The 26,377-nt window shown below is 65.3% G+C and carries 26 protein-coding genes; 17 read left to right on the plus strand and 9 right to left on the minus strand.

Features of this window, described 5'->3' with window-relative positions; translation table 11 throughout:
• Window positions 1-73 precede the first annotated feature (73 nt).
• Complete coding sequence (locus ACU0B3_RS03020; RefSeq protein WP_446259327.1) at window positions 74-895, plus strand: metallophosphoesterase family protein; 822 nt, start codon at window positions 74-76, stop codon at window positions 893-895.
• On the opposite strand, the gene ACU0B3_RS03025 is transcribed toward ACU0B3_RS03020, so the two are convergent.
• The 3 genes from ACU0B3_RS03025 to ACU0B3_RS03035 are packed head-to-tail and all read right to left on the minus strand — an operon-like array spanning window position 871 to window position 3,492.
• A complete protein-coding gene (locus ACU0B3_RS03025) occupies window positions 871-1,812 on the minus strand; it encodes a site-specific tyrosine recombinase XerD (RefSeq protein ID WP_446259328.1) in 942 nt (313 codons plus the stop codon). The genes ACU0B3_RS03020 and ACU0B3_RS03025 overlap by 25 nt on opposite strands.
• On the minus strand, window positions 1,809-3,356 hold the full coding sequence (locus ACU0B3_RS03030) for a hypothetical protein (protein ID WP_446259329.1): 1,548 nt from the start codon (window positions 3,354-3,356) through the stop codon (window positions 1,809-1,811). Before ACU0B3_RS03030 ends, ACU0B3_RS03025 begins: the two co-directional genes overlap by 4 nt.
• Window positions 3,343-3,492, minus strand: coding sequence for a hypothetical protein (locus ACU0B3_RS03035; RefSeq protein WP_446259330.1), 150 nt, complete (start codon window positions 3,490-3,492; stop codon window positions 3,343-3,345). Before ACU0B3_RS03035 ends, ACU0B3_RS03030 begins: the two co-directional genes overlap by 14 nt.
• Window positions 3,493-3,593: 101 nt before the next feature.
• On the opposite strand from ACU0B3_RS03035, the gene ACU0B3_RS03040 reads away from it, so the two are divergent.
• A complete protein-coding gene (locus ACU0B3_RS03040; RefSeq protein WP_446259331.1) occupies window positions 3,594-4,166 on the plus strand; it encodes a shikimate kinase in 573 nt (190 codons plus the stop codon).
• Entirely contained in the window at window positions 4,166-5,290 is a 1,125-nt protein-coding gene (aroB, locus tag ACU0B3_RS03045; protein ID WP_446259332.1) for a 3-dehydroquinate synthase, read from the plus strand. Before ACU0B3_RS03040 ends, aroB begins: the two co-directional genes overlap by 1 nt.
• 62 nt (window positions 5,291-5,352) lie before the next feature.
• On the opposite strand, the gene ssb is transcribed toward aroB, so the two are convergent.
• Window positions 5,353-5,859 (minus strand): single-stranded DNA-binding protein, encoded by a 507-nt coding sequence (gene ssb / locus ACU0B3_RS03050; protein WP_446259333.1) that lies wholly within the window; start codon window positions 5,857-5,859, stop codon window positions 5,353-5,355.
• Between the two features lie 245 nt (window positions 5,860-6,104).
• On the opposite strand from ssb, the gene ACU0B3_RS03055 reads away from it, so the two are divergent.
• Entirely contained in the window at window positions 6,105-6,647 is a 543-nt protein-coding gene (locus ACU0B3_RS03055) for a lytic transglycosylase domain-containing protein (protein ID WP_446259334.1), read from the plus strand.
• Window positions 6,648-6,781: 134 nt separating this feature from the next.
• Here the strand turns inward: ACU0B3_RS03055 and ACU0B3_RS03060 are convergent, their stop codons facing one another.
• The 5 genes from ACU0B3_RS03060 to miaA form a co-directional block, all read right to left on the minus strand.
• Window positions 6,782-8,866, minus strand: a complete 2,085-nt coding sequence (locus tag ACU0B3_RS03060; protein WP_446259335.1) for a dipeptide ABC transporter ATP-binding protein — start codon at window positions 8,864-8,866, stop codon at window positions 6,782-6,784.
• Between the two features lie 96 nt (window positions 8,867-8,962).
• Entirely contained in the window at window positions 8,963-10,162 is a 1,200-nt protein-coding gene (locus tag ACU0B3_RS03065; protein WP_446259336.1) for an ABC transporter permease, read from the minus strand.
• 14 nt (window positions 10,163-10,176) lie between these two features.
• Complete coding sequence (locus ACU0B3_RS03070; RefSeq protein ID WP_446259337.1) at window positions 10,177-11,223, minus strand: ABC transporter permease; 1,047 nt, start codon at window positions 11,221-11,223, stop codon at window positions 10,177-10,179.
• Between the two features lie 116 nt (window positions 11,224-11,339).
• The gene (locus ACU0B3_RS03075; protein ID WP_446259338.1) at window positions 11,340-12,989 is read right to left on the minus strand and encodes an ABC transporter substrate-binding protein; all 1,650 of its coding nucleotides are present in this window, start codon (window positions 12,987-12,989) and stop codon (window positions 11,340-11,342) included.
• A gap of 204 nt (window positions 12,990-13,193) precedes the next feature.
• The gene (gene miaA, locus ACU0B3_RS03080; RefSeq protein ID WP_446259339.1) at window positions 13,194-14,072 is read right to left on the minus strand and encodes a tRNA (adenosine(37)-N6)-dimethylallyltransferase MiaA; all 879 of its coding nucleotides are present in this window, start codon (window positions 14,070-14,072) and stop codon (window positions 13,194-13,196) included.
• A 100-nt stretch (window positions 14,073-14,172) separates the two neighbouring features.
• Here miaA and pyrH point away from each other — a divergent pair, with 100 nt between their 5' ends.
• From pyrH to lpxB, 13 genes are all read left to right on the plus strand, one after another.
• Window positions 14,173-14,901, plus strand: a complete 729-nt coding sequence (gene pyrH / locus ACU0B3_RS03085) for a UMP kinase (RefSeq protein WP_446259340.1) — start codon at window positions 14,173-14,175, stop codon at window positions 14,899-14,901.
• Between the two features lie 53 nt (window positions 14,902-14,954).
• Entirely contained in the window at window positions 14,955-15,518 is a 564-nt protein-coding gene (gene frr, locus ACU0B3_RS03090; RefSeq protein ID WP_446259341.1) for a ribosome recycling factor, read from the plus strand.
• Window positions 15,519-15,669: 151 nt separating this feature from the next.
• Window positions 15,670-16,389, plus strand: a complete 720-nt coding sequence (locus tag ACU0B3_RS03095; protein ID WP_446259342.1) for an isoprenyl transferase — start codon at window positions 15,670-15,672, stop codon at window positions 16,387-16,389.
• Window positions 16,386-17,180, plus strand: coding sequence for a phosphatidate cytidylyltransferase (locus tag ACU0B3_RS03100; protein WP_446259343.1), 795 nt, complete (start codon window positions 16,386-16,388; stop codon window positions 17,178-17,180). The genes ACU0B3_RS03095 and ACU0B3_RS03100 overlap by 4 nt, the downstream gene beginning before the upstream one ends.
• Window positions 17,180-18,349 carry a 1-deoxy-D-xylulose-5-phosphate reductoisomerase gene (gene dxr, locus ACU0B3_RS03105; protein WP_446259344.1) on the plus strand — a complete coding sequence of 390 codons (1,170 nt, stop codon included), beginning with the start codon at window positions 17,180-17,182 and terminating at the stop codon, window positions 18,347-18,349. Before ACU0B3_RS03100 ends, dxr begins: the two co-directional genes overlap by 1 nt.
• Window positions 18,350-18,359: 10 nt before the next feature.
• Window positions 18,360-19,691 (plus strand): RIP metalloprotease RseP, encoded by a 1,332-nt coding sequence (gene rseP / locus ACU0B3_RS03110; protein WP_446259345.1) that lies wholly within the window; start codon window positions 18,360-18,362, stop codon window positions 19,689-19,691.
• Between the two features lie 119 nt (window positions 19,692-19,810).
• Window positions 19,811-19,936, plus strand: a complete 126-nt coding sequence (locus ACU0B3_RS03115; RefSeq protein WP_446259346.1) for a hypothetical protein — start codon at window positions 19,811-19,813, stop codon at window positions 19,934-19,936.
• Between the two features lie 127 nt (window positions 19,937-20,063).
• Window positions 20,064-22,418 (plus strand): outer membrane protein assembly factor BamA, encoded by a 2,355-nt coding sequence (gene bamA / locus ACU0B3_RS03120; RefSeq protein ID WP_446259347.1) that lies wholly within the window; start codon window positions 20,064-20,066, stop codon window positions 22,416-22,418.
• Between the two features lie 3 nt (window positions 22,419-22,421).
• Window positions 22,422-22,961, plus strand: coding sequence for an OmpH family outer membrane protein (locus ACU0B3_RS03125; protein ID WP_446259348.1), 540 nt, complete (start codon window positions 22,422-22,424; stop codon window positions 22,959-22,961).
• 85 nt (window positions 22,962-23,046) lie between these two features.
• Window positions 23,047-23,508: a 3-hydroxyacyl-ACP dehydratase FabZ gene (gene fabZ / locus ACU0B3_RS03130; protein ID WP_446259349.1), complete on the plus strand. Its 462-nt coding sequence runs from the start codon at window positions 23,047-23,049 to the stop codon at window positions 23,506-23,508.
• 3 nt (window positions 23,509-23,511) lie between these two features.
• A complete protein-coding gene (lpxA, locus tag ACU0B3_RS03135) occupies window positions 23,512-24,300 on the plus strand; it encodes an acyl-ACP--UDP-N-acetylglucosamine O-acyltransferase (RefSeq protein WP_446259350.1) in 789 nt (262 codons plus the stop codon).
• Between the two features lie 2 nt (window positions 24,301-24,302).
• Window positions 24,303-25,097, plus strand: coding sequence for an LpxI family protein (locus tag ACU0B3_RS03140; protein ID WP_446259351.1), 795 nt, complete (start codon window positions 24,303-24,305; stop codon window positions 25,095-25,097).
• On the plus strand, window positions 25,094-26,290 hold the full coding sequence (gene lpxB / locus ACU0B3_RS03145; protein WP_446259352.1) for a lipid-A-disaccharide synthase: 1,197 nt from the start codon (window positions 25,094-25,096) through the stop codon (window positions 26,288-26,290). Before ACU0B3_RS03140 ends, lpxB begins: the two co-directional genes overlap by 4 nt.
• Window positions 26,291-26,377: the final 87 nt, after the last annotated feature.

The raw sequence follows: 26,377 nt of genomic DNA on the forward strand, positions 1-26,377 counted from the left end.
GATGCCTTTGCTTTTGTGCCGCGGTGGCTGTCTTATGGGGATCGGGTGTCGCGCAATCAAGGGGCAGGCGGCCATGCGGGTAAAGGAGCTAGCGGAGCTCGACGGGAAGGTGCTGCTGTACGGCGGCGCCTATTCCAACCTCGCGGCGACGGAGGCGCTGTTTGCATTGGCGGAGGACACGGGGATCGCCGTCGATCACCGGGTTTGCACCGGGGACTTGGTGGCCTATTGCGCGCGCGCCGAGGCGACGGTGCAGCTCGTGCGAGGCAAAGGCGGCACCGTGCTTGCGGGAAATTGCGAGCGCCAGTTGGCAGCGGGCGCGGCGGATTGCGGGTGCGGCTTTGAGGCCGGGACGACCTGTGACCGGCTCTCGGCGCAGTGGTACGCCCATGCGTTGCGCGACGTGTCGCACGAAAGCCGCGCGTGGATGGCCGGCCTGCCGGACGTTCTGACCTTTACCCACCAAGCGTTGCGCTGCGCGGCCCTGCATGGAGGTGTGACGGACATTGCCCGGTTTGTCTGGCGGACATCGCCAGAGGCGGTCTTTGCCGAAGAGTTGAGCGCGTTGCGTCAAATCATCGGCCCGGTGGACATGGTGATCGCAGGCCATTCGGGACTGCCCTTCGCGCGGCAGATTGGCGAGACGCTCTGGGTCAATACAGGCGCGCTTGGGATGCCGCCGAACGACGGCACGCCGTACACCAGCTACGCGATCCTCGACGGGACGCCCACGCTGCACCGGCTGACCTACGATCCTGCACCTGAAGTTCAAGCGATGGAGGCGGCGGGCCTGACGCAGGGTTATCACGCCGCGCTCACTACCGAGTTTTGGCCGTCTGAGGACGTCTTGCCTCCCGAGCTGCGCCGCGCTCAGGCTTTGCCGGCCAGCGGGTGATGGTCCAGCACCAGATCGCGCAGGCGATCCTCCAACACGTGGGTGTAGATTTCCGTCGTGGCCACATCCGCGTGACCGAGCAGCGTCTGGATCGCGCGCAGGTCGGCCCCGCCGGCAAGCAAGTGCGTGGCAAAGGCGTGGCGCAGCGTGTGCGGTGTGACTTTGTCTGGTGAAATGCCCGCCTCGACCGCCAAGTCCTTGACCAGCAGGTAAAACCTGTGACGCGTCAGGTGGCCGGCCTTACCGCGCGAGGGAAAGAGAAAGAGCGACGACGCCTTGCTCTTTTGCCGTCCCGCCTCCTCGGCCTCGTCGCGGAGCGCGAGCCAGGTGGCCAGCGCCTCCCGCGCATCGGGCGAGAGGGGCACCATCCGCTCCTTGTCGCCCTTCCCGCGGATCAGCAGCAGCTGCGGATCGCCGCGCGCCGCGCTCACCGGCAAAGAGACGAGCTCGGACACGCGCATCCCCGTCGCGTAGAGCACCTGCATCAGGCAGGTGTTGCGCACGCGGTCCGCCGGGCTGCGCCCGTGCGTCGTCGCGGCCTCCATCAGCCGGTCCACCTCCTCGACGCTCAGCGTCTTGGGCAGGCGCTTGTCGCGGCCCGGGCCGGTGATCTGGATCGCCGGGTTCTCGCTCCGCCAGCCTTCCTCGAAGGCAAAGCGGTAGAGCTGCTTGATCGCCGAAAGGCGCCGCGCACGCGTCGCCCGGGCCAGCCCCTGCGCGTCGCAATGCACCAGATACGCCTCGATCTGGTCACGCGTGGCGCCCGCAAAGCTGCTGCCCTTTCCGGTCAGCCAGCTGCCGAAATCCTTGAGATCGCGCGCATAGGCCAGCTGCGTGTTGGTCGCGGCACCCAGCTCGGCGGCCTGCGCCTCGACAAAGGACGCGATCCAGATGTGACCGTTGTCAGGCGCCGTCATCGCAGCGTACCGGACTGACTGAGCAGCTCGAGCGCGGCGCGGCGCGCCACATCCTCGAGCCCGGCGGCACGGAAGCCCGCGAGCGCCGCTGCCACGTCGCGCGGGTCCCCCTCGCGCCCACTGAGGTAGAGCGCCATGCTGCGCAGGATCAGCTCACCCGTCTTGCCGCTCTGCCGCAGCGCAGCAAGGGCAGGGCGCAAGGTGCCGCCTGTGAGCCCATTTGCGATGGTACGTTCCAACGGTGTGCCTGCATTGGCCAAAGCCGCGTCTTCTCCGGTTGCCACGGCGGCGGCAAAGGCCGGCACGGCATCGCCGAAGGCTGTGAAGGTCGCGCCGTAATCCGTTGAAAGCGAAGCGATTTCTACCTGCGTTGGTGCAGCAGACATCGGCAAATCGGCATCTCGAATGGCAGGTGCGTATTGATCGGCAAGGGCCGCCAAGAGCCCGGCCTCGCGCAGCTTGCGTACCGCGATTTCCAGCGCCCACGCCGTGCGCGTGGCGTCTGCTCCCGCAAGCGCCGTGTCGAGTTTCTGCACCGCAGAGACCCGCTCCCACACGCCGCCGGAGGCCGACGCCCGCCCATCGCGATAGATCGCAAAGAGCCGCGCCGGATCGAGCGCACCGCGCGCGGCGAGCCGTTCGGCAGCGGTGATCTGCGCCTTCCAACCCGCGTCCCCCGACAGATCGCGCACGGCGTAGGCCACCGGCAGATCCGTGTTCGGGGGCAGGGCGCCAAGCGCCTCGAGCAGGCGCACCTGCAGCGGCGTCGGCACCCCTTCTAGCGCCGGCGGCGCGACGTCTTCGGCAAACTCGGGGTCGAGGAACTGCGCCAAGAGCGCCGCGTCAAACTCTGGGATCAGACCGAGCGCCGCGGAGGTGTCGAGCGTCGTCGCCGCCGCCATCCACTCGCCCGTGCGCGCCAGACAAAAGACACGCGCGGCCACGTCGCGCGACAGATGCGGCGCCGCGCTCATCGCCTCGCACGCCGGGTTCGCGCGGTCCGACAAGAGCGCCAGCTCGAAATAGGGCTCGAAGACCGCCCGATCCCTCAGCCCCGCATGCTCGAGCAGCGCAATCGCCTGATCGACGGCCCCCATCTTGCGCATCGCGTCCGCCCGCGCGGTCAGGAATGCGCCCGGCGTGGCAACGCCCAACGGCGCCTCGGCCTCCGACAGGACCAGCTGCAGAAAGAGGCGCTGCATCACCGCGGAGCCGCGCGTGTCCGTCGCCATCAAGAGGTCCTGCACCGTGCGCGCATCGCTGCCGCGCCAGACGCCCGGCGGAAACCCCGTCAGCTGCGCCGGCAAAAGCCCCGCCCCGTCCACGGTCGGCGCGCCAAGCGGCGTCGTCGCCACCCGAGGCCGCGCGGCAGAGCGCGTCACCGGCGGCTCGTCCGGCGTCCGCGGAAGCGCCGGCACAGCCGCGCGTACGTCGGGGGGCGCGACAAGCCAGTCGATCACCGCAAGCGGCGCCGCGCTTTCGGCCGCCACTGCGCCGCCCCAGCCGAGGCAAAGCGCCAGCGCGCTGGACCTAATCGATCGCAAGGGTCACGGGCTCCCGAATCTCGCGCACGTCCGCGGAAAAGTCGACGCCCAGGAACGGGCCGACATAGGCGTAGGCCACCAGCCCGAGAAAGGCGAGAATACATAGGTAAATCAGCCACTTCACGATGCGGAACATGCCCTGCTGCCTGCTGTCTTGTTGCCTGTTGCGGCTTTTATATATGGCCTTTGTCGCAAGTTCACGTCATTCAAGACCCCGAGGGAAAGATTGGGCAAGGCATGGCCGACACCGAGGCAGCACTCCCGCCGCACCGCCGCCTGCACAAGACGGTGGCGCTGGTTGGCATGATGGGCGCGGGCAAGACCGCCGTGGGGCGTGCGCTGGCCGCGCGTCTGGACGTGCCGTTCCTCGATTCCGACACCGAGATCGAGCGCGCCGCCAACATGACGATCAAGGAGATCTTTGACCGCGACGGCGAGCCCTTCTTTCGGGAGCGCGAGCTCGAGGTCATCTCTCGCCTGCTCGAGACCGAGCGGGGGATCCTCTCGACCGGGGGCGGGGCCTTCCTTGCGCCAGCAACCCGTGAGACGATCGCGCAAAAAGGCGTTGCCCTTTGGCTCGACGCCGACCTCGAGCTCCTCTGGTCGCGCGTGCGCCACCGCGACACCCGCCCGCTGCTGCAGACGGCTGATCCCAAGGGCACGCTGACGGCACTCTATGAGGCGCGCACGCCGGTCTACGCGCTGGCCGACCTCTCGGTCAAAGGGGACGCGGGCTACGCCATCGAGGACATGGTGGACCACGTGCTTGCCGCGCTCGAAACCCGTCCCGACGTTTTGGAGGTCCTCTGATGGAGCCCGCACCTGTGGAGTCTGTGCATGTGCCGCTGCCCGGGCGCGCCTATGACATCCTGATCGCGCGCGACCTGATCGCGGACGCGGCCACCCACCTGACGCCGGTCCTCAAACGCAAGCGCGTGGCCATCGTGACCGATGAAACCGTTAGCGCGCTGCACCTAGCGACCCTGACTGGCGCGCTCGACACCGCCAGCGTCAGCCACGTGGCGCTGACCCTGCCAGCAGGAGAGGCAACCAAGTCCTGGCCGTACCTGTCGCAGACCGTCGAATGGCTGCTCGAGCACAAGATCGAGCGGAACGACAGTGTCATCGCGCTCGGCGGCGGGGTGATCGGCGACCTTGTCGGCTTTGCCTGCGCGATCCTGCGGCGCGGCGTGGCCTGCATACAGATCCCGACCTCGCTGCTCGCGCAGGTCGACAGTTCGGTGGGCGGCAAGACGGCGATCAATTCGCCCCACGGCAAGAACCTGATCGGCGCTTTTCACCAGCCCGCGCGCGTTTTGGCCGACCTTTCGGTGCTCGACACGCTGACGCGGCGGGACTTTCTCGCCGGCTACGGCGAAGTCGCCAAATACGGCCTTCTCGGCGACGCGGACTTCTTTGACTGGCTCGAAGCGAACGCACCGGCCATGGCCGCAGGCGACACCGATGCGCGCGCCCACGCCGTCCGCCGCTCCTGCGAGATGAAGGCCGAGATCGTCACCCGCGACGAGACAGAACAAGGCGACCGCGCGCTCTTGAACCTCGGCCACACCTTTTGCCACGCGCTCGAGGCGGCGACAGGGTACTCCGACCGCCTGCTGCACGGCGAGGGCGTGGCCATTGGCTGCGTTCTGGCGTTCGACCTCTCGGCCCGGCTCGGCCTTTGCCCGCAAGAGGCGCCAAGCCGCGTCGCGGCACATCTGGCACAGATGGGAATGCGGGCAACGCTTGCCGACATCCCGGGCGACCTGCCCGACGCCGACGCGCTGGTCGCCCTCATGGCGCAGGACAAGAAGGTCGTCGACGGCCAGATGCGCTACATCCTCGCGCGCGACATCGGGGACGCCTTTGTCGCCGATGACGTGCCTGCGGAAACGGTCAAGGCAGCGCTCACGGACGCTCTCGCAGCCCGCTAGCACCTGCTTTCAGCTCAAGCGCAGAGGACCAAGACAGCCCTCTGCGCAGCCCATTTGCGTTCTTAGAACGGAATCTCGTCATCCATGTCGCGCGAGGGCGCAGGACTGCCGCGGTCCTGACCGCCGCCACCGCCACCGCCGCCGTACGGGTCCTGATCGTAGCCTCCGCCGCCGCCACCGCCGATGTAGCCGCCGCCACCTCCGCCGCCGCCGCCATCGCGACCGTCCAGCATCGTCAGTTCCGACCGATAGGGGCGCAGCACGACCTCTGTCGAATAGCGGTCCTGACCGCTCTGATCCTGCCACTTCCGGGTTTCAAGCTGGCCCTCGATGTACACTTTCGAGCCTTTGCGCAGGTATTGCTCCGCAACCCGCGCCAGAGGCTCGGAAAAAATCGCCACTGAATGCCATTCGGTCCGCTCGCGCCGCTCGCCGGTGTTGCGGTCCTTCCAGTTCTCGGACGTGGCGATGCGCAGGTTGCACACCTTGCCGCCGTTCTGGAACGTACGCACCTCCGGGTCACGCCCGAGATTGCCGATCAAAATGACCTTGTTGACGGACCCTGCCATGCGGTCTTCCCCCGTAATTTCTGCAGAGGCACCCTTGCCCCAGCCGTGACCTCACAGCTACCAGCCAAGGTGTGAATGGGCAATGAACCGCCGAGCGCGAACCGCAATTTTGCAACGCTTAAAAACCGCTGTCTTTCGAGACAAATGTTCCTATAGTCGGGAAAAATTTGAGCGGTGTGGGATTTCAGATGCAAAGACACGTTGTGGGAGCGTGCCTCGCGCTAAGCCTGTTGGCAGGGCCGGGGATGGCCGAAAGCCTGTCGAGCAAATCGCGGGTGCATATCTTCAAATCGCAGACCAAGCTGCTCGATAATCGGGCCAAGCAACAATACTCCAATTCGGTCAGGCTTCAGCCGCCAAAGGTCGTCACGCCAACCAAGTGGGATTCGCTCGAAGGCACGTCCAAGAAGTGGCGCGGCAAGTATCGCGGCATGTACTTGCCGATGGCGAAGGCCGCCGCGCGCCGGCATGGCGTGCCGGAGGACCTGTTCCTCCGCCTCGTGCAGCAGGAATCGGGCTGGAACCCGACTGCCGTCAGCCGCGTCGGCGCCTTTGGCCTGGCGCAGCTGATGCCCGGCACCGCGCGATACCTGCGCGTCGATCCCAAGGACCCGGCCCAGAACCTCGACGGCGGCGCGCGCTACCTCAAAGAGCAGTATCGCACTTTCGGTTCCTGGCGCCTCGCGCTGGCCGCCTACAACGCCGGCCCCGGCGCAGTGAAGAAATACGGCGGCGTGCCCCCGTTCAAAGAGACCCGAAACTACGTGAAGGTCATCTGGGGAAGCTAAGCCAGATCAACCAGTTACGCGGCGGTCCTCACTCATAACCTTAAGACATGGCACCCGGTGATCCCAACGAGCCAAAGAAAAAAACCGCGCTTCATGTATCACAAGAAGCGCGGCCTTTAAGCTGTTGAATTGGATCACTCTGCCGCCACTTTGATCACGGGTTCCATCTGCGCCAACACGTCGTCCGACAGGTGGCACTTGAGCTGATGGCCGTTCGGAAGCGTGCGCACCGGCGGCACTTCTTTCTCGCAAAGGCCACCGCCGACTTCGGACTTCCAGCGGCAGCGCGTCTGGAACGGACAGCCCGGCGGCGGGTTCATCGCCGATGGGATGTCGCCCTCCAGCACGATGTGCTTTTTCTCAACCGACGTATCCGCGATCGGCACGGCGCTCAGCAAAGCCTCGGTGTAGGGGTGGTACGGCGGCGCGAAAACCTGCTCCGTCGTCCCCAGTTCGACCACGTGGCCGAGGTACATAACCATAACGCGATCAGACAGATAGCGGACGATGCTCAAGTCGTGGGAGATAAAGAGCAGCGTCGTCTTCTCCTCCCGCTGGATCTCCATCAAAAGGTCCGTCACCGCTGCCTGCACCGACACGTCGAGCGCCGAGACAGGCTCATCCGCCACCACGATGCGCGCACCGCCGGCAAAGGCCCGGGCGATGCCCACCCGCTGCTTTTGACCGCCCGAGAGCTGCCGCGGCATCCGGTCGGCAAAGGCGCGCGGCAGCTTTACCAGGTCCAGCAGCTTGAGCATCCGCTCGCGGCGCTCGGCCTCGTTGTTGCCGATCCCGAAAATCTCGAGCGCCCGCATGATCTGACGGCCCACCGTCATCGAGGGGTTGAGCGTGTCGAAGGGGTTCTGGAACACCATCTGCACGTCCGAGACCGTCTTGGTATCGCGGCCCTGGATCGGCGTCGATTCGATGTTACGGTTGTCGAGGATGATCTGCCCTTCGGTGGCCGTCTCGAGCCCCATCAGCACCTTGGCAAAGGTCGACTTGCCACAACCCGATTCGCCCACGATGGCCAGCGTCTCGCTCTCGCGCGCCTCGAAACTGAGCGTCTCGTTGGCCTTCACGACCTTCTTGTTGCCGCCCCCGAACAGCGCCGAGGCCGCGACCTCGTAGTACTTCTTGAGGTTGTCCATCTTGAGCACGACATCGCCCACCTCCGCCTTTTCCTTGGCGTCGGTGATCTCCATCGGCGCGTTCCAGTCGATCTCCTGGAACCGCAAACAGCGCGTCGCGTGCCGGTCGTCGCCAGCCACGTCGAACATCGGGATGTCCTGACCGTTGCAACGTCCGTCCTCGAAATAGTCGCAGCGCGGGCCAAAGTTACAGCCCGGCGGGCGCTCGTGGGGCAGGGGAAAGTTGCCCGGGATTGCCTTCAAGGGACGCGAGTTCTTGTCCGCCCCCGGCAGCGGGATCGAGCGGAAGAGCGCCTGCGTGTAAGGGTGCTGCATCTTGTCGAAGACGTCCGCGATCGAGCCCGTCTCGACCGTCTCGCCCGAATACATCACGCAGAGCCGGTCACAGGTCTCGAGCACCAGACCGAGGTTGTGCGAAATGAACAGCATCGAGGTGCCGTACTTCTTGCCCAGGTCCTTCACCAGCTCCACAACCGCTGCCTCGACAGTTACGTCGAGCGCCGTTGTCGGCTCGTCGAGGATCAGGAGCGACGGTTTGGACATCAGCGCCATCGCGATCACGATCCGCTGCTGCTGACCGCCTGACAGCTGGTGCGGGAAGGAGTTCAGCATCCGCTCGGGGTCCGGCAGACGCACGTCTGTCACCACCTCCAGCGCCCGCGCATAGGCTTCCTTCTCGGACACCCCCTCGTGGATCATCGGCACTTCCATCAGCTGCTTGCCGATCCGCATCGCCGGGTTGAGGGAGGCCATCGGCTCCTGATAGATCATCGCGATCTCGGACCCGCGGATGTCGCGCAGCTCCTCGGGCGACATCGCCCCCAGATCACGGCCCTTGAACTTGATCGAGCCACCCACGATCCGCCCGTTCACACCAAGGTCCTGCATGACCCCCAGCGCCACGGTGGACTTGCCGCACCCGGATTCGCCCACCAGGCCCATCGCCTCGCCGGGCTGCACGATGCAGGTAAAGTCCATGACCGCCGGGATTTCCCGCAGCCGCGTAAAGAACGAAATCGACAGGTTCTCAATCTCAAGGATTGGCCCGTCATACTCTTGCTTTGCCATTCATCAGTCCTCCCAGTGGACCAGTGCCAAAAGTCATCTTCTTCTGGCTGGAAATATCCCGGGGGTCCGGGGGCTGGCCCCCGGTCCCGCCGTCAATCAATCGCGCAGCGATTCCTCGCGCAGACCATCGGCCAGAAGGTTCAGCCCCAGCACCAGCGAGATCAGCGCCACAGCCGGCACGATCGCGGGGTGCGGGAAGGCCGAGAGCAGCCGCCGTCCGGCGTTGATCGTCGTCCCCCAGTCCGGGCTCTCCGGCGGCAGACCCAGACCAAAGAAGCCAAGCGTGCCGAGCAGGATTGTGGCGTAGCCGATGCGCAGGCAGAAATCGACGATCAGCGGACCCCGCGCGTTTGGCAGGATCTCCCACAGCATGATGTACCACGGCCCTTCACCGCGGGTCTGCGCTGCCGCCACGTAGTCGCGCGTCTGGATGTCCAGCGTCAGGCCCCGCACGATCCTGAACACCGTCGGCGAGTTCACGAAGACCACCGACACGAACACGATCAGGATGCCGCCCGGCACGTTGAAGAGGTCGAGCGAGCTGGGGATGATGTCCACCCACAGCGGCACCGGCCGCGTCACGTCCGAGATCAGCGACAGGTACAGGATACCGCCCACGACCACCGTGCCCCCGATCAGCATGTTCCGCTTGCCGGTCTGCGTAAAGTACCGCGAGTTGAACAGGATCACGAGGAAGATGATCGGAAAGAGGAACAGCACCATCGCCATGAACGTCGGCAGACCCGTCTGCACGATCTCCGGCGTCACCAGCAGGTAGAACAGCAGGATCACCGGGAAGGCGAGGATGAGGTTCGACAGGAACGACAGCACCGTGTCGAAGGTCCCTCCGAAATACCCCGCCGGCAGGCCGAGCACGATGCCGACCATGAACGCGAAGAGCGTCGCCGCAGGCGCGATGGTGATGACGATCCGGCTGCCCGCGATCATCCGGCTAAAGACGTCACGCGCCAGCGCATCGCCGCCAAGCAGGTAGAACTCGTAGATGCCCTCGTCGGCGCCCGAGACGGGCGTGCCTGGCACCTTGTTCTTCATCACCGGGAGCTGCGCGAGCGGATCGTGGGTCATGATCAGCGGCGCAAAGAGCGCGGCAAAGACCCAGAACATCACCAGCGCAAAGCCGATCATGCCGATCGTCGAGTCAAAGAGCTTCCCGTAAAGCCCGAGCCGCCGCTTGAACGTGATCGACACGGCAAAGAGCACAACAAGCGCAATCCAGACGGGCGTGAACTGCCCGGCCATGCGCACAAAGATTTCACCCCAGCTGAGAGGTTCCATAGTCCAATCCTCCCTTAGCTGACGCGGATGCGCGGGTTGAGGAACACGTACCCGATGTCGGAGATGAGCTGCGTGATCAGCACCACAAAGACCGCCACCACCGAACAGGCAAGCAGCATGTCGATGTCGTTGTTGCCCGCCGCCTGCACCAGCAGCCAGCCAAAGCCCTTGTAGTTAAAGAGCGTCTCGACGATCACCACGCCGTTCAGGAGCCAAGGGAACTGCAACATGATCACCGTGAAGGGCGCGATCAGCGCGTTCCTCAGCGCGTGCTTCATCACGATGTTCTTGAAGGCCACGCCCTTGAGGCGGGCGGTGCGGATGTACTGCGCCGTCATGACCTCGGCCATCGAGGCGCGCGTCATCCGCGCGATATATCCCAGCCCGTAAAGCGCGATGGTGATGACCGGCAGAAAGAAGTTCTCGAAATTCGGGTTCTCCATCGCCGAGGTCGCCGAGCCCTTGAAGATGCGCCCGAACCCCGCAGACGAGGCAAAGAGCGCGATAAAGATCACGCCCGAGACGTATTCCGGCGTTGCCGTCGTCACGATCGCGCCCGAGGACAGCGTCCGGTCCGTGACCGAGCCCTCGCGCATCCCCGCCAGCACGCCGATGATCAGCGCCCCCGGCACCATGATCAGCATGACCCACAGCATCAGGTAGCCCGTCAGGCCAAGTCGCTTCCAGACGATGTCGGTGACCGGCTCCTTGAACTGCGTGGAATAGCCCCAGTCGCCCTGCAACACGCCGCAAAAGCTCGGGATGTCCTCCGGCTCCATGCCCGGACGCACGCAGCGGCCGAGTGGACGGCCGTCTGCGGCCTCCCCCTGAAAGGCTGGCTTCACGCCCAGCCATTCGGCGTATTTGATCAGCACCGGCTGCGTGTAGCCACGCGGCTCGAGGTACGAGATGACCTCCTCTTCCGTCATCCGAAAGTTGCCCTGCGTCTTGGCGAGCTTTTCGAGGTTCGGATAGAGGTTCGTCATAAAGAAGACGATGAAGGTCAGACACAACGCCGTTAGCAGCATGACACCTGCGCGGCGGAGAATGAACATCCCCATGGGTTTCCCTGTCTGCCGGCGATGATTGGGCCGGCTTTGTCTGGCGCGCCGTCTGCCGCGGCGCTGCTGGATGGCAAAAGGGCCGCAGGATCGCCTGCGGCCCTTTCGATGTCATATCAAGCGGCGATGGCCCACTTGTAGATTTGCGGAAGGTACGCGATGTGCATGTCCACGCCCGTCACACGGTCGGTGTGGTGGCGCGCCAGCTGGCGCCAGTAGGGCTGCACCGTCACACCTTCGTCGATGACGAGCTTCTGGATCTTGGCCATCACCTCGCGGCGCGCATCTGCGTCCGCAATGGCGTTGGCTTCGGCCAGAAGCGCGTCGAACTCGGCGTTGGACCAGGCGAACTCGTTCCAGGCTTCACCCGAGCGGTACGCCAGACCCAGAACCTGCGTGCCCAGCGGGCGGTGGTTCCAGTTGGTGCACGAGTAGGGGTACTTGGCCCAGTCGTTCCAGAAGGTCGAGCCGGGCAGTACCGTCCGCTTCACCTTGATGCCGGCGTCGCGCAGCTGGGCGGCGACCGCGTCACAGGTGTTCTTGCGGTAGTCGTCGTCGATCGAGATCAGCTCGTGCTCGAAGTCGAGCATGCCGGCCTCTTCCATCAGCGCGCGTGCACCTTCGGGATCGAACGGGATGCGGCCGACCGACGGGTCGTGCTCGGGGTGGACCGGGCCGACGTGGCAGTTGTCCGCCACGACACCCGCGCCGGCGATGCCGAGCTGCAGGAGCACGTTGTTGTCGACCGCCATCGCAAGCGCCTTGCGCACACGGACGTCCTGGTAAACCTCGTTGCCCTGGTTTGGACGCACGACGACGGTGGTGCCCGAAGTCACGACTGACTTGGTCAGGCCGATGCCGTCCATGATGTCCGAGAAATCGCCAACCGATTCCCAGTTCATGTCGATCTCTTCGGCCTCAAAGCCCGCAACCGTGGCAGCCGGGTCCGTGCCGTAGTCGATGAACTCGATCCGGTCGAGGAAGCCGCCCTTGCCGGCCGCGTTGCCCCACCACTCGTGGTCCTCGTTGCGCACGATCACGCCTTTGACGCCCACTTCGAGCGATTCGGGCTTCATGTAGCCGGTGCCAACCGCGGTGCCGAGCATGTCGTCAGGGTTGTGCGAGCTGTGCACGATCGCCGCCGGGTAGTCCGCCATGCCGGGCACGATCGTGATGTCCGAGCTCGAGCACACCAGCTTGACCGTGTGGCTGTCCACCACGGTGATCGCGCCGTCGCGCGCCATGCCGGTCTCGTCGTCGATGAGCGACGCCATGCGGCCGGCCATCGAGTTGCCCTCGACGTTCTTCTCGCACCACAGACCGATGTTGCGCGCCACGTCTTCGGCGGTGAAGTCGTCGCCGTTGTTCCACTTGACGCCCTTGCGGACGTTCAGCGTGTACTCGGTGGCGTCCGCGTTGGCTTCCCAGCTTTCCAGCAGCATCGGCTCGAACGAGCCATCGCTGTTGTACTCCACTAGGTATTCCAGCCAGCCGGCGGTGTAGGTCGCGATCTGCGTCCAGTCATAGGTGCGCGGATCCTTGAGCGCGCGCACTTCCATCTGCATGCGCAGCGTGCCGCCCTGTTGCGCGTGACCGGCCGCCTTGGCGGGCTGGTTCACACCGATCAGACCGTAGGCCGCAGCCGAAGTCAGACCCAGCGCCGTAGCGCGCACGAGAAACTCGCGGCGGTCCATCAGGCCCTGCTTGTGCTCCTCCGCGAACATTACGGCTGCCGGATGCAGTGTCTCCGTCGTTTGATGCGTCATGTTACTCTCCCTGTGACACATGATCAGTGACGGGCGGTGAGGTCCTTCTTCTGGACAGAAGTGAACACACTCCGCCTTGGTCGCACCCATTCCGACCCAAAAAGATCCCCCGCGTCAACAGAGAGTCCCGTCATTTACGGTAAAAAAAGCGACATCCCGGTGTCGTATTCGGCCTTGACTCCAAATCGCTTTGGCTGGGCGGGGTCAAAGATCCGCCGGGTCCACGTGCCGCCACGCCCCCATCCGCGCCCGAAACCACGTGCGCTGGCGCTTGGCGTACTGCCGTGTGGCCTGGGTGGCCTGCGCCTGCGCCGTCTCGAGGTCGATGTGTCCCTGCAGATGCGCGATCAGCTCCGGTGCGCCGATCGCCTTGGCGCTGGGGCTGCGCGGATCCCAGTCCGGCAGGTTGGCGCGCGCCTCCTCCAGCGCACCCTGATCGAGCATCATGGTGAACCGTCGCGCGATGCGCGCATTGAGCCAGTCTTTGTCCGAAGTCAGCAGGATCGGCACCGTCCGGTCCAGCGGCAAAAGCGGCGGTCCCGTCTCGTCCTGCCACGCCGCCAGCCCGCGCCCCGTCGCACGCTGCACCTCCCAGGCGCGCTGCACCCGCACCGGGTTGCGCGTGTCGATCCGTGCACGCGTCTCCGCGTCGAGCTCGGCCAGCAGGCTATCGGTGCCCTCGGCCACCCGCGCATCCGCCTCCGCCCGCACCTCCGGCGGGGTGGGCGGGATGTCCGCCAGCCCCTCGTTGAGCGCCCGAAAGTAAAGCCCCGTCCCGCCAACGATGATCGGACGCGGACCCTCCAGCAGAGGCGCCAGATCGCGCAACCAATGCCCCACCGAATACGCCTGATCCCCATCGACATGTCCGTAAAGATGGTGCTCGGCCCGCGCCTCGTCTTCTGGCCCCGGCCGCGCCGTCAGCACCCGCCAGTTGCCGAACACCTGCAGCGCGTCGGCATTGACGATCCGCCCGCCGCCCGCCTCGGCGATCCGCAGCGCCAGCTCGGACTTGCCCGACGCCGTGGCCCCCGCGATCAGCACCGGCACATCGGACGGAATGTCAAAGGGCAGGGGCGTCATCTTGCTGGCGTCCGATTGGGCGATTGAAACACCTCCGCTTTTGCGACATTTTGCCGACGATTCAACCCCACCCCGGGATCACTCCCCGCAGCGAGGCCCTATGGACGACACCGCCCCCGCCCCGAAATTCAAACGCGTCATGCTCAAGATTTCCGGGGAGGCGTTGATGGGAGACCAGGGGTTCGGCCTGCATCCGCCCACCGTCGAGCGCGTCGCGCGCGAGGTCAAATCGGTGCACGATCTCGGCGTTGAGATTTGCATGGTGATCGGCGGCGGCAACATCTTTCGCGGCCTGCAAGGCTCCGCGCAGGGGATGGAGCGCACAACCGCCGACTACATGGGCATGCTCGCCACCGTGATGAACGCGCTCGGCATGCAGGCCGCGCTAGAGGCGATGGGCGTCTACACCCGCGTCATCTCGGCCATCCCCATGGACCAGGTCTGCGAGCCCTACATCCGTCGCCGCGCCGTGCGCCACCTCGAGAAACGCCGCGTCTGCATCTTTGCCGCCGGCACCGGCAACCCGTATTTCACCACCGACACCGCCTCCGCCCTGCGCGCCTCCGAGATGGCATGCGAGGCGATCTTCATGGGCAAGCAGGTCGACGGCATCTACGACAGCGACCCCAAGACGAACCCCGACGCCAAGCGGTTCGACCGGATCAGCTACGACGAGGTCCTGCGCAAGAACCTCAAGGTGATGGACGCCTCCGCCATCGCGCTTGCCCGGGACAACAAGATGCCGCTTGTGGTCTTCTCCCTCGACGAGCCGGGCGGGTTTCGCGGGATCCTCGCCGGGGAAGGCACCTATACAACCGTGCACGCGTGACGTTACAGTTTGCGCCAACGCCGAAACGAGCAGGACAAGAGCAGGACAAGAGTATGTCTGACGACTTTATGATCGACACCGATGACCTCGAGCGCCGCATGGACGGCGCCATGGCCAGCCTCCGCACGGAATTTGCCTCGCTGCGCACGGGACGCGCCTCGGCCTCCATGCTCGAGCCGATCATGGTAGAGGCGTATGGCGCCCGCACGCCCGTCAACCAGATCGGCACCGTGAACGTGCCCGAGCCGCGTATGGTCACGCTCAACGTGTGGGACAAGTCCTTGGTAGGTCCGGCCGAAAAAGCCATTCGCGAGAGTGGCTTGGGGATCAATCCTCAACTCAACGGCACGATCATCATGCTGCCGATCCCCGAGCTTAACGAGGAACGCCGGCGCGAGCTGACCCGCGTGGCCGCGCAATACGCCGAAAACGCCCGCGTCGCCGTCCGCAATGTGCGCCGCGACGGGATGGACCAGATCAAGAAGGCCAAGGCCGACGGCATGTCCGAGGACGATCAAAAGTTCTGGGAAACGGAAGTCCAGGACCTGACCAACAAGTTCATCAAGCAGGTCGACAGCCAGCTCGAGACCAAACAAGGTGAGATCATGCAGGTTTGACGCCCGGACCTGCGGCAACGGCGCAGGCAAACGCTCCAGTGGAGTGTTTGGGGCGTCAAAGGGCGGAGCCCCGTCTTAAGACCCGCCGCCTTCTGAAGCCGCACCTATCACTTCACCTTCTACCTCCAACACCTTGAAAAGGATCACATACGTGGCAAAGGATACCTCCAAAGGCCCGCGCCACGTGGCGATCATCATGGACGGCAATGGCCGTTGGGCGACGCAGCGCGGAAGGCCCCGCCTTTTCGGCCACCACGCCGGCGCACGCCGCGTGCGCGAAGTGGTCCGCGCCTGTCCCGACCTCGGCGTCAAATACATCACGATCTTTGCCTTCTCGACGGAAAACTGGAAGCGCACGCAGGTCGAAGTGGCCGGCCTGATGAGCCTCTTCCGCCGCTACATCACCAAGGAAGCCAAGGCGCTGCACGACGAAAATGTGCGCGTCCGTTTCATCGGCGACCGCGTGCGGCTCGACAAAAAGCTGATCGACCTCATGGACGAGCTCGAGGAGCTGACCAAGGATTGCACCAAGGTGAACCTCACCATCGCGCTCAACTACGGCGGACGCGACGAGGTGGCCCGCGCGACGAAACGGCTGGCCGAAGATGTTGCGAAAGGCATCCTGAAACCTGAGACGGTGGATGAAGAAACGCTGCCAAGGTACTTGGACACAAGGGTTTTGCCAGACCCGGACCTTGTCATCCGCACAAGCGGCGAGGCGCGAATCTCGAACTTTCTTCTCTGGCAATCGGCCTATTCGGAATACGAATTCATCGACACGCTCTGGCCCGACTTCTCTGCCGAAGAGTTGGCGCGTCTCGTGAAGTCTTACGGCAAACGCGATCGCCGTTTCGGGGCAGTGCCTGCATGAGTGGGAAGGCGCGATGGGAGGACCTGGCGCCGCGTGTTGTTTCCGCCGCCATCCTGATCGCGCTTTGTGCACTCGAAGTCTGGCTCGGCGGCATCTGGTTCCAGCTTCTCATCGGTGCGGTCTGCGGGATCGGGACATGGGAGCTCGCGCGCATGGCCGAGCGCGGCAAAGGCGTCATGCCGTCCCTCATCCCCGTGAGCATTCTCGCCGGTTTCTGTGTCGTGGCAGCCGGTTACCTGCCAAAGCTCATGTCAGTTCCGGTGCTCGTACTGCCGGCAGTCATTGGCGTCTTCTTTATCAAACGCGACCGCCGGGTCTTTGGTGTTGGCACCCTTGCGGTCATGCTCGCCGGCGGGGGCATGGTGCACCTGCGAGACCAGCTTGGCCTCGAGTTCGCGCTTTGGATCATTTGTCTGGTCGTTGTGACTGATGTCGCTGGATATTTCGGCGGCAAGACCATCGGCGGGCCGAAGTTCTGGCCAAAGTTCAGCCCGAAAAAGACGTGGGCCGGCATCGTGTCAGGTTGGATCGGCGCGGCTGGCGTCGGATGGCTTTTCACGCCAATCGCGGCGCTGGACGGCAAATTCATCGTGTATTCGGTGGTTGTCAGCTTTGCCTCGCAACTTGGCGACATCGCGGAAAGCGCCGTCAAACGCAGGGTCGGCGTCAAGGACAGCTCTTCGCTTATCCCTGGTCACGGGGGCGTGCTCGATAGGTTCGACGGGCTCATCGGTGCGGCGCTGTTCGTGATGCTGTCGATGCTGTTGACCAAATATCCGGCGGTCTTTTGATGCGCCGTGTTTCGATCTTTGGCGCGACGGGATCCATCGGCCAAAATACCATCGACCTGATCGCCCGCGCACCGGACGATTACGATGTCGTCGCCTTGACCGGCGCGACCAACGTGACGCAATTGGCAAAGGATGCCAAGCGTTTGCAGGCCGATCTTGCAGTAACGTCTGAAGAAGACCTGCTGCCCGAGCTACGCGCTCTGCTTGCAGGATCGGGTGTTGAGGCAGCCGCAGGTGATGCCGCGATCAAGGAGGCCGCGGGCCGGCCGGCGGATTGGGTCATGTCGGCGATCGTCGGAGCGGCCGGTCTCGTGCCGGGGCTCGAAGCGCTTGGTCAAGGCGCCACGCTGGCACTCGCCAACAAGGAAAGCATGGTCTGCGCCGGACAGCTGATGTTCGACGCCGAAAGGGACGGCGGCGGCAAGATCCTACCCGTGGACAGCGAACATTCCGCCGTATTTCAAGCGCTAATCGGCGAGGATTTAAGTGCCGTCGAGCGGGTTATCATCACCGCCTCAGGTGGCGCGTTTCGGGACTGGTCGCTGGAAGAGATGGCGCGCGCGACCCCGGAGCAGGCCGCGACACACCCGAATTGGGACATGGGTCAGCGCATCACCATCGACAGCGCAAGCTTGTTTAACAAGGCGATGGAACTCATTGAAACACGTGAGTTCTTCCGCATCGACCCTGCCAAGATCGAGGCAGTCGTGCATCCCGAATCCATGATCCACGCGCTGGTGGGCTTCAACGACGGGGCGCTCATGGCGCATGTGGGACCGCCTGACATGCGGCACGCGATCGGGTTTGCGCTGCACCATCCGCATCGCAAGGCGCTGCCGGTCGAGCGGCTCGACCTGGTCAAGCTGGGGCAGTTCACGTTTCGCGCCGCCGACGAGACGCGCTACCCGGCGCTCAGGCTCGCGCGCGAGGTCATGCAGACGGGCGGGCTGAGCGGGGCGGTGTTCAACGCGGCCAAGGAAACGGCGCTCGACGCCTTTCTCTCGCGGCAGATCGGGTTTTTGCAGATGGCCGAGGTCGTGGAAGCGACACTTTTAGAGATTTCGCGGCGGGGCGGCTGCATTGATGCCGCATTCAGCCTTGATAACGTGCTGGCGGCGGACCATCTGGCACGTCACGTCGCGCGGGAGACCGCCGCCCGGATCAGCTGAGGAGCGCATTTTGGACCTATTGGCATCGCTGTCGCAATTTGGCTCGCTCTTTTGGACGATCCTGGCGTTCATCGTGGCGCTGTCGGTCATCGTCGCGGTGCACGAATACGGCCATTACATCGTGGGCCGCTGGTGCGGGATCAAGGCGGACGTGTTCTCGCTGGGGTTTGGTCCGGTGCTCTTTAGCCGTCCCGACAAGCACGGCACGGTCTGGCAAGTCGCGGCGCTGCCATTTGGCGGCTATGTCAAGTTTGCGGGCGACGCAAACGCGGCCAGCGGCAAGGATGAGGCGGCCATGGCTGGTCTCAGCGCCGAGGAGGCACGGCACACGATGCACGGCGCGCCGCTCTGGGCGCGCACGGCCACGGTTGCGGCGGGGCCAGTGTTCAATTTTATCCTGTCGATTGCGGTGTTTGCGGGTGTGATTGCCTTTAGTGGGACGGCCAAGGAGCCGCTCACGATTGGGGAGCTGCGCCCGACGCCGGTCGAGACCACGTTGCAGCCGGGGGACGAGATACGGGCCATTGCCGGACTGCCGCTGCCGTCCGAGCAGGGCGCGCCGTTCTACGACGCGCTGCCTGTCGCTGAGCAGCTTGACTATACCGTTTTGCGGGACGGCGAGACGCGGCGCGCGGTGGGTCCGCATCCGCTGCCGCCCATCGTCCTGCAGCTGTCGCCGCAGTCGGCGGCGCTCGACGCGGGTCTCGAGCGTGGGGACGTGATCGTCGCCGTGAACGGCACGCCGATCGTTGCCTTTTCCGAGCTCAAGGTGATCGTGGAAGCCTCGAACGGGACGCCGCTCGCGCTGGATGTCTGGCGAGATGGCGAGGTGATCCAGACGACGCTGACGGCCAAGCGCATTGACGAGCCGCAGCGCGACAATTCGTTTGTGACGCAATGGCGGATCGGCATTGCCGGCGGGCTCTTTTTCGAGCCGGCGACGACCTTTCCGGGTGTAGGCGAGGCGCTGAGCGGCGGGGTCCAGCAAACCTGGCGGATCATCACCGGGTCGATCTCGGGCCTCAGCCACATGATCACGGGCGCGATCTCGTCGTGCAACCTGTCGGGCCCCATCGGCATTGCACAGACCTCGGGCGCGATGGCGAGCCAGGGGGCGCAAAGCTTCATCTGGTTTATCGCGGTTCTGTCGACGGCGGTCGGCTTGCTCAACCTCTTTCCCATCCCGATGCTCGATGGCGGGCACCTGACATTTTACGCCTTTGAGGCGGTGGCCAAGCGGCCGCCGAACGACAAGGCGGTGCGCGTGCTGATGTCGATCGGGATGACGCTGATCCTGATGCTGATGCTCTTCGCGGTGTTCAACGACATCTTTTGCCCGTAGGGCTTTCGGGCAAAACTGCTGATTTCGATCGAATGCGCGGGATTTGACGCAGGCTCCCGCCTCAAATGCGCCTCAATTCGCGGCTACCCCTCGGGCGGGGCTTCGAGCGGAGGCATGTCATGCGTCACATCGAAAACGGCACGCGCGCGCTGCATCTGATTGCGCGACTCAATGCGGACCGGCTGCTGGTCACCGGCACGCTGGTTGCGGCGCTCACCGGCGCGTTCTGGCTCAGCGGCGGCTAAATTCTATCCACAGCTCGAGATTCGCCCTTTGGACCTGATTTCAAAGGCCAAACGCGCTTTTGACATGGGCCGGATTTCCCGATACTCACAATCGCAAACGAGGCACACAACGTTGCGCGGGGGCGGCATGAGCGGGACCAGAGCAGGGACTGACGCGGCAGGGCAGATCACCAGAAAACGCAAAGCCGGCGCGGCGCTCTTTGCATTGATGTTGTCGACGGCGAGCGTGGGCGTGATGGCCACGCCGGTCCTGGCGCAAAGCTTTGCCTTTCAGTCGGTGCAGGTCGAGGGCAACGCCCGGATCGAGACGGCGACCATCCTGACCTACGCAGGGATCGCGCGCGGCCAGCCGGTGACGGCTGGTGAGCTGAACGCGGCGGCGCGGCGCATCCGTGACAGCGGGCTTTTTGAATCGGTGGATGTGGTGCCGCGCGGGTCGACCCTGGTGATCCAGGTGGTCGAGCGCCCGACGATCAACCGCATCAGTTTCGAGGGCAACCGCCGCATCGACGACGAGGACCTGTCGCCCATCGTCGAAAGCACGCCGCGCCGGGTGTTCAACCCCGCACAGGCCGAACTCGACGCCGCCCGCATCACCGAAGCCTACGCCCAACAGGGCCGGATCGCAGCCCGCGTCACCCCGCGCCTGATCCGCCGCAGCGACAACCGCATCGACCTGGTGTTCGAGATTTTCGAAGGCGACGTGGTCGAGATCGAACGCATCGGCTTTGTCGGCAACTCCGAATACTCGGACGGGCGCCTGCGCCGCGCGCTTGGCACCAAACAGGCCGGCATCTTCCGCGCGCTGGTGCGCAGCGACACGCTGATCGAGGACCGGATCGAGTTCGACCGGCAAGTGCTGTCGGATTTTTATGCCTCGCGTGGCTATGTCGATTTCCGCGTGAACAGCGTGAACGCCGAGCTCTCCGAAGAGCGCGACGGCTATTTCGTGACCTTTAACGTGGTCGAGGGACAGCAATTCCGGTTTGGCGAGATCACGGTGACGTCCGACCTGCCGGACGTGGACACCGACCTTTTCCTCGATGCGCTGCGCGTGCGGCAGGGGGTCGTCTATTCGCCGAGCGTGGTGGAGAATTCGATCGCGCGCCTCGAGCGGCTGTCGATCAAGGAGGGGCTGGATTTCGTCCGGGTCGAGCCGCGCATCAGCCGCGACGACCGTGCGTTGGAGCTCGATGTGGAGTTCGTGATCACGCGCGGGCCGCGCGTCTTTGTCGAGCGCATCGACATCGAGGGCAACACGACCACGCTCGACCGCGTCGTGCGCCGCCAGTTCGACACGGTCGAGGGCGATCCGTTCAACCCGCGCGAGATCCGGGAAAGCGCCGAGCGCATCCGCGCGCTTGGCTTCTTTGCCAACGCCGAGGTGAACGCGCGCGAGGGCTCCTCGCCCGAGCAGGTTGTCGTGGACGTCGACGTGGAGGAGCAGCCGACAGGCTCCCTCGGGTTTGGCGGCACCTATTCGACGGAAAGCGGCTTCGGCTTTAACGTGACCTTCCGGGAGGACAACTTCCTTGGCCGCGGTCAGCGCCTGTCGCTGGGTGTGTCAACCGGAGCAAGCGCGCAGAACTACTCTTTCAACTTTGTCGAGCCGGCGTTCCTCGGCCGCGACGTCGCTTTCGGCCTGAGCCTCAGCTATGCCGAGACCTCGCGCGCGGAGACAGCTTACAACACCGCCGTCGGCGTCTTCCGTCCCAGCCTGACATTTCCGGTCAGCGAATACGGCCGGCTGCAACTGCGCTACACTGCGGAATATTCCGAGATTTCGGATGTGAGCGACGATCTCGGCGACATCATCTTTAACGAGTCGCAGGTCGGCGCGCGGACGTCGAGCGCGATCGGCTACACCTACTCTTACGACACGCGCAACCGGGGCCTGAACCCAAACGCGGGCGTGCTCTTGGAGTTCGGTCAGGACTTTGCCGGGCTCGGCGGCGACATCTCGTTCGTGCGCTCCACGGCGCGGGCCGTGGCGCAGACGACGGCGTTCAACGAGGAAGTCACCCTGCGCGCCTCCTTCCAGGGCGGTGCGATCAATTTCCGCGAGGGCCAGAGCAACGTCACGGACCGTTACCTGCTCGGCTCGTCCATCATGCGGGGCTTTGAATTCGGCGGCATCGGCCCGCGCGAAATCAACCCCAGCAACCGCGCCGGCGAGAGCACCAACGACGCGCTTGGCGGGCACTACTTTGCCGTCGCGAGTTTCGAGGCCGAATTCCCGCTGGGTTTGCCAGAGGAATACGGGATCACGGGCGGTCTCTTTTATGACGTGGGTTCGGTCTGGGGGACCAACGGCGGCGACTTTGTCGTCGGCGACGAGTTTGATTTACGCCACGTGGTCGGGGCGTCGATCTTTTGGGACACGCCGATCGGGCCGCTGCGGTTCAACTTCTCCGAGGCGCTGGTCAAGGAATCCTTCGACAAGGAGCGCAATTTCGAGCTGACCATCCGCACAGATTTCTGATCCGTGCTGCGGGCACTGTCCTTTGCATTGATCGTGGCGAGCGCCACGTTTGCGGCGCCGCTTGTCGCGCAGCAGGCCGACGCGCGCCGCGCGCAGGTGCTGGTGATCGAGGTCGACCGGCTTTTGTCTGAATCCCGTCTTGGCCGCCAGATCGAGACAGAGCTGGAAGCCGCCCGGCGCAACCTCGTGCAGGAAAACGCGCAGATCGAGGCGGAGCTGACCGCCGAGGAGCAAGACCTGACGAGCCGCCGCGCAAGCCTGCCGCCCGACGAGTTCCGGGCGCTGGCCGAAGCGTTCGACACCAAGGTCTCGGCCCTGCGCAGCGCGCAGGACAACAAGGCGCGCGCGCTCACGCAAGAGGCCGAGCGGCAGCGGCAGGCGTTCCTGCAGACCGTGCAGCCGGTGCTTCAGGCGCTGTTGGCAGAGGCCGGCGCGCAAATCCTCGTCGAGCGTGGCACGGTGCTGATGGTCGAGGAGAGCGTGCTGGTCACCGACCTTGCAATCCAGCGGATCGACGCGGAGCTCGCGCCGCGCTCGCCCTGAGTTCAAACCGTGGCGGGCCCCGACTTGCGGCGGCCTGATGGGCTTGCTACCCACCGCGCACCACGCCACGAACTTGAGGACAGGCATGACTGACACCCTGCAACGCGCGGACATCCAGCTGATCCAGCGCATCCTGCCGCACCGGTACCCGTTCCTGCTCGTCGACCGCGTCGAAGAGATCGACGGCACCGCGCGCGCGCTCGGGATCAAGAACGTGACCATGAACGAGCCGCACTTTCAGGGGCATTTCCCCGGCACGCCGATCATGCCGGGTGTGACGATCGTCGAGGCGATGGCGCAGACCGCCGCCGTGATGGTGGGCGTTGCGATGGACCTCGCGGACAAGGACCTGCTCATCTACTTCATGGCGATCGACGGCTGCAAATTCCGCCGCAAGGTTGTGCCGGGTGACGTGCTGCAGATGGACGTCAGGACGCTGCGCGGAAAGCCCGGCGGCAAGATCTGGAAGTTCGAGGGCAAGGCCACCGTCGACGGGGAGATGGCCGCCGAGGCGCAATTCACCGCGATGATGGACCTGGAGGCCTAGGCCGTGGGCGCCACCATCCACCCCTCCGCCGTGATCGAGCCCGGCGCGGAGCTGGCCGAGGGCGTGACCGTCGGTCCGTTCTGCCATGTGGGCGCGCAGGTCCGGCTGCACGCCGGCGTCACGCTCAAAAGCCATGTGGTGGTAGGCGGCGACACGGAAGTGGGCGCGGACACGGTGATCTTCCCCTTTGCGGTGATCGGCGAGATCCCGCAGGACCTCAAGTTCAAGGGGGAGGCGGCCCGGCTCGAGATCGGCGCGCGCAACCGGATCCGCGAGCATGTGACGATGAACATCGGCACGACGGGCGGTGGCGGGCTGACGCGGGTGGGTGACGACGGGCTGTTTATGGCCGGCTGCCACGTTGCGCATGATGCGCAGGTGGGCGACCGGGTGATCCTGGTGAACAATGCGGCGCTGGCGGGACATTGCGTGATCGAGGACGACGTGATCGTCGGCGGGCTCTCGGGTGTGCACCAATGGGTGCGCGTCGGGCGCGGCGCGATCATCGGTGCAGTTACGATGGTGACGAACGACGTGATCCCCTATGGCCTGGTGCAGGGACCGCGCGGACGGCTCGACGGGCTCAACCTCGTCGGTCTCAAGCGGCGCGGCGTGTCGCGGTCGGACATCACGGCGCTGCGCGCGGCGTTCCAGATGCTGGCGCAGGGGGAGGGCGCGTTTCAGGAGCGCGCGCGGCGTCTCGGCGGCGAGACGGAGAGCGATTACGTGCGCCAGATCGTCGATTTTGTGCTGGCGACGTCGGACCGGTCCTTTCTCACTCCCGAGCGTTGAGCGTGGCTGGTGCGCTAGCGATCCTGGCCGGGCGAGGGGCGCTGCCGGGCTTGCTGCATGCTGCCGCGCCGGACGCTGTGTGCTTTGCGGTGGACCCTGATCATGGCCTGGCCGTGGACCTCCCGCACGTCGATCTGCACCAGCTTGGCGCGTTCTTCGAGGACCTGCGCGCGCGGGGCGTGACGCGCGTGGTGATGGCGGGTGGCGTGGCGCCGCCCCGGTTTGATCCAACGCGGCTCGATACGTTGATGCAGGGTGAAGCGGCCAAGCTGCTTGCAGCCTTTCAGGCGGGGGACGACGCCGTGCTGCGCGCGGTGATCGACCTTTTCGAGCGGCAGGGTTTTACGGTTGTCGGTGCGCATGATGTGGCGCCGGCGCTGATCGCGCGCGAAGGGACCGTTGGTCCGCTGACGGCTGAGGCGGCCGCCGACATCACGCGAGGTCGGCATATCCTTGGCACCCTTGGCCCGCTCGACATCGGGCAAGCGTGTGTGGTTGCCGGCGGGCGGTGCCTCGGGGTCGAGACGGCGCAAGGCACGGATGCGCTGCTCGGGTTCGTGGCGACGCATCGCGGCGCGCTCACCGAGCGCTCGGGGGTGCTGATCAAGGCGCCGAAACCCGGTCAGGACCTGCGTGTCGACATGCCGGCGATTGGCCCGGACACCGTGCGGCGCGCGGCAAAGGCGGGCCTTGCCGGCATTGCCGTGGCTGCGGACGGCGTGCTGGTTCTGAACCGTGTCGAGGTCGAAGCGGCGCTGGCGGAGACGGGTCTTTTCGTCACCGGATTTGCCCCGTGACGGCGCGGCACGTCTTTGTGGTCGCGGGCGAGCCATCGGGCGACAAGCTGGGCGCGGCGCTGATGGACGGGATGCGCGCGCGGCTCGGGGACACTGTGCAGTTCAGCGGCGTAGGCGGGCCTTTGATGACCGCGCGCGGCCTCAGCTCGATCTTCCCGATGGACGACATCTCGATCATGGGGCTGGGTGCGATTCTGCGGCAGTACCGGACGCTCAAGGCGCGGATCCGGCAGACCGCCGACGCGGCCATTGCGGCGCAGCCGGACGTGGTGATCACCATCGACTTGCCCGAATTCTCGCTGCGCGTGGCCAAGGAGATCAAGGCGCGCTCCGATCTGCGCTGCGTGCATTACGTGGCGCCGACGGTCTGGGCGTGGCGGCCCGGCCGGGCGACGCGCATGGCGGCGCACGTCGACCACGTGCTCGCGCTCTTGCCGTTCGAGCCGCCCTACATGACCGCCGCCGGCATGGCCTGCGACTTTGTCGGGCATCCCGTCGTGACCGAACCCGTGGCGACAGAAGCCGAGGCGGGCGCGTTTCGGGCAGAGACGGGGATCGGCGACGCGCCCCTCCTGATGGTTCTGCCCGGCTCGCGGCGGAGCGAGGTGGCGCATATGCTGCCGATCCTCGAAGGAGCGGTGACGCGCGTCGCAGAGGCGCGGCCGGACTTGCGGCTTGTGGTGCCGCTTGCAGGACCAGTTGCCGAAACCGTACGCACTGCGGTGCAAAGCTGGCCCGGCGAACCGGTGTGCCTCGATCCCGGCACCGACAACGCGGAGGCGCTTGCCCGCAAACGCGCCGCGTTCAAGGCTGCTGATACCGCGCTCGCCACCTCCGGCACGGTCGCGCTGGAGCTCGCCGCCGCCGGCACGCCGATGGTTATCGGCTACACGATGGGCTGGCTCTCGCGGCAGGTGATCGGGCGACTCTTGCTGACCGACACGGTGAACCTCGTGAACCTCGTCAGCGACACCCGCACCGTGCCAGAGCGGATCGGCACGGACTGCACGGCTGAGGCGCTGGCCGAAGCGACGCTAAGTGTGATGGCTGACCCCGGCGCGCAGCAGGATGCGATGCGCCTGACGATGGAGCGCCTTGGCGCGGGTGGCGCAGACCCCGGCTTGCGTGCCGCGGACGCGGTTTTGGCAAGGTTCGGCGCATGGAAAAAGCCAGGCGCAACGGCCCGGCTTTGAGCTTGGAACGTGTTTCACCACTTGTAACAGGCGACCTTAAAACAGATACGCATTGGCGTATTTCGAAGCGCCCGCCTGACGGGCACC

The sequence above is a fragment of the Pseudaestuariivita sp. genome, assembly GCF_052825805.1.